Origin of the sequence: Burkholderia sp. E168m23, assembly GCF_016586125.1 — a bacterium.
GTDB lineage: Bacteria > Pseudomonadota > Gammaproteobacteria > Burkholderiales > Burkholderiaceae > Burkholderia > Burkholderia orbicola.
Genome location: NZ_BCPP01000931.1, coordinates 1 through 2782, shown reverse-complemented (window position 1 = coordinate 2782; position 2782 = coordinate 1). Strand labels below are relative to the sequence as shown.

Genomic DNA, 2782 nt, shown 5'->3' with positions numbered 1-2782 from the left:
GTCACGAGGCCGAGTTCCATATCGTGATCATGCTGAAAGGCTGGGCGCGCTTCATGTACGGCGAACAGGAAACGCTGGTGGCGGCCGGCGACTGCGTGCATCAGGCGCCGGGGATCGTCCACTACCTGTTCGACTACTCGCCGGACATGGAGTACCTGGAGATCGTCGGGCCTGCCGACTTCAAATCGATCGACGTCGACGGCCCGTGCGCGGTGCCGGAGCCGACGCCGTGGGGCGAGGCCGGTGCGTAGCGTGCCGGTTGGGTGTGCGTTTTCGACGAACCGCCTGCACTCAGGCGGTTTTTTCTTGCTCCGCTGACTTTCGCGAACGGATTTTCGCTTAGACACATTCCTTCGAATTCCAAACGATCGCGAAGCTGAAGAACCAGAAAGAAAAGAAAGACATTCGTCAGCTGCGAGCATCGATTGGCGAGGCGATGTCAAAGATCGTCAATTGCACACGGGTGCGGTGCACGGCCCGTCGACGACCGGCGTTAAGGAGGTACCAGCCGGATCGCCGGCTGACCTGTCCGGGAGAGTTTCACCATGAACCGCATCGCGAAGATCCTGACGGCCACCGCACTGGCTTGCGCCGTGCTCGTGCCGGCACTGGCCGAAGCGCATTCGCACCGCGTGTGCCACTTCGATCATCACCATCACCGCGTGTGCCGCTGGGTGCGGTAACCGTCGCTGTTGCCGGGAAGGCCCCGGAAGTTTTCATCATTCAGGCAAATCAGGAGAGGACCATGAAAAAAACGATGTTGATCGCCGCGCTGGTCGCCGGCATGGGTGTGTCGATCGGTGCGTTCGCGCAGGTTCCGGCCAGCGCGCCGGCCGGCACGACCGGGCTGTGCAAGGACGGTTCGTTCTACTCGGGCGCATCGAAGAAGGGCGCGTGTGCGGGCCACAAGGGCGTGAAGACGTGGTACGGCGCATCGGCCGCCGCCGCGGCGAGCGCACCGGCCGCGGCGCCCGCAACGGCGGCTTCGGCTGCGCCGGCATCGGGCACCGCACCCGCGAAGAGTGCGGCCGCGACGACCGCCGCAGCGCCGGGCGGCGGCGCGGGCAAGGTGTGGGCGAACGACGCCTCGAAGGTCTACCACTGCTCGACCGACAAGTACTACGGCAAGACGAAGCACGGCAGCTACATGTCGGAAGCCGACGCGAAGGCGAAGGGCTACCACGCGTCGCACGGCAAGGCCTGCTCGTAACGAGCCGGCCCGGCGCGCGAGTCGTTTCGCTCGCGCGCCGTCCTGATGCCGCAGCAAACATCGCCCCGCCTCTCCGGCGGGGCGATTCACTGTGTCGCTAACCGCGTTCAGTGCGCGTGATCCGATTGCGCTTCGGTCGCCGTATCGATCGCGGCTGCGCGCGCATCGAGCAGCGCACGCAGCGTGACGTAGTGAGTGCCGCTGGTGTCGCCTTGCGCGTCCGCGGTGCGATCGTACGGCTCGTTGTCGTGGATCGTCGCGCGCACGATCGGATAGATCTGTGATTCCCATCGGCTGCCGTTGAACACGCCGTAGTGCCCCACGCCCGTCTGTACATGGTGCGTCTTCAGGTACGACGGCAACCCCGAACACAGTTCCTGCGCGGCCACCGTCTGGCCCACCGCGCAGATGTCGTCCTTCTCGCCTTCGATCGTCAACAGTGCGGTGCGATGAATCGCCGCCGGTTCGACGAGCGTGTCGCTCACCGCCAGCTCGCCGCGCGCGAGCGCGTACTGCTGGAACACCTTCTCGACCGTTTCCAGATAGAACTCCGCGGTGAGGTCGGCCGTCGCGAAATATTCGTCGTAGAAGTGCCGCAACGTATCGGCTTTCGCGGGGTCGCCTTTCGCGCGTTCGTAGTACAGATCCGCGAACGACGCCGCATGCCGGTCCGGGTTCATCGACATGAACGCGCCGACCTGCACGAAACCCGGATACACGCACCGCTGCGCGCCGACGAAACCCGTCGGCACCACGCTGATCAGGTTGCGCGCGAACCATTCGATCGGCTGGCTCGTCGCGAGTTCGTTGACCTTCGTCGGATTCACGCGGCAGTCGATCGGGCCGGCCATCAGCGTGAGGCTCGCGGGCTGCGCCGGATCGCCGCCGGCCGCCATCAGCGACACTGCCGCGAGCGACGCGACGGTCGGCTGGCAGATCGCCAGCACGTGCGCGTCCGGGCCGATGTGGCGGATGAAGTCGATCACATGCGTGACGTACTCGTCGAAACCGAAACGCCCGGCCGCCAGCGGGATGTCGCGCGGGTTGTGCCAGTCGGTGATGTACACGTCGTGGTCGGCCAGCATCGTGCGTACCGTGCCGCGCAGCAGCGTCGCGAAGTGCCCGGACATCGGCGCGACGATCAGCACGCGCGGCTGGCGCGCGACCGGCCGGGCCTTGCGGAAATGCAGCAGCGTCCCGAACGGCGTGGTCGTCGCGGCTTCCTCGACGATCGGCACCGTTTCGCCGTCGACGACGACCGACGCGATGCCGAACGGCGGCCGCCGATGCGAGAACGCGCAGCATTCGAGCAGTTCGCACAGCGCGTCGACCATGCGGCCCGTCGGCGTCGAAGTCGCCGGCGGCCACAGCGACATCGTCGCGCGCGTCGCGGCCGCCCACGCACGCGCCGGGCGCAGGCATTCCGCAGACCATTGATAAAACGGATAGGCAAGCAGGTTCATGACCGTCGCTCGTGACGCCGCAGTGAAGGGAACGAGGCAAGCCGTATGCCAGCATGCTCGCTGGCACGCGCGTTGCACGTGGTTCCGGAACGCGGCGGCGCGCGGTACG

General features: G+C 66.4%; 3 protein-coding genes and 1 pseudogene. 3 read left to right on the top strand and 1 reads right to left on the bottom strand.

Annotated features, from left to right (window positions below; all coding sequences use genetic code 11):
- The 3 genes and pseudogenes from JMF90_RS32150 to JMF90_RS32140 form a co-directional block, all read left to right on the top strand.
- Positions 1 to 251: pseudogene (locus tag JMF90_RS32150) on the top strand (cupin); the annotation flags it as partial.
- 294 nt (positions 252 to 545) lie between these two features.
- The gene (locus JMF90_RS32145) at positions 546 to 683 is read left to right on the top strand and encodes an HHHH-motif protein (protein WP_006488624.1); all 138 of its coding nucleotides are present in this window, start codon (positions 546 to 548) and stop codon (positions 681 to 683) included.
- Positions 684 to 745: 62 nt separating this feature from the next.
- Entirely contained in the window at positions 746 to 1210 is a 465-nt protein-coding gene (locus tag JMF90_RS32140; RefSeq protein WP_011548278.1) for a DUF3761 domain-containing protein, read from the top strand.
- A 107-nt stretch (positions 1211 to 1317) separates the two neighbouring features.
- Here the strand turns inward: JMF90_RS32140 and JMF90_RS32135 are convergent, their stop codons facing one another.
- Positions 1318 to 2673 carry a polyhydroxyalkanoate depolymerase gene (locus tag JMF90_RS32135; protein WP_011548277.1) on the bottom strand — a complete coding sequence of 452 codons (1356 nt, stop codon included), beginning with the start codon at positions 2671 to 2673 and terminating at the stop codon, positions 1318 to 1320.
- Between the last annotated feature and the right edge of the window lie 109 nt (positions 2674 to 2782).

Bases quoted from the DNA above. Each gene is read 5' to 3' on its own strand.
- JMF90_RS32145 (WP_006488624.1), top strand. From the start codon at position 546: ATGAACCGCATCGCGAAGATCCTGACGGCCACCGCACTGGCTTGCGCC.
- JMF90_RS32140 (WP_011548278.1), top strand. From the start codon at position 746: ATGAAAAAAACGATGTTGATCGCCGCGCTGGTCGCCGGCATGGGTGTG.
- JMF90_RS32135 (WP_011548277.1), bottom strand. From the start codon at position 2,673: ATGAACCTGCTTGCCTATCCGTTTTATCAATGGTCTGCGGAATGCCTG.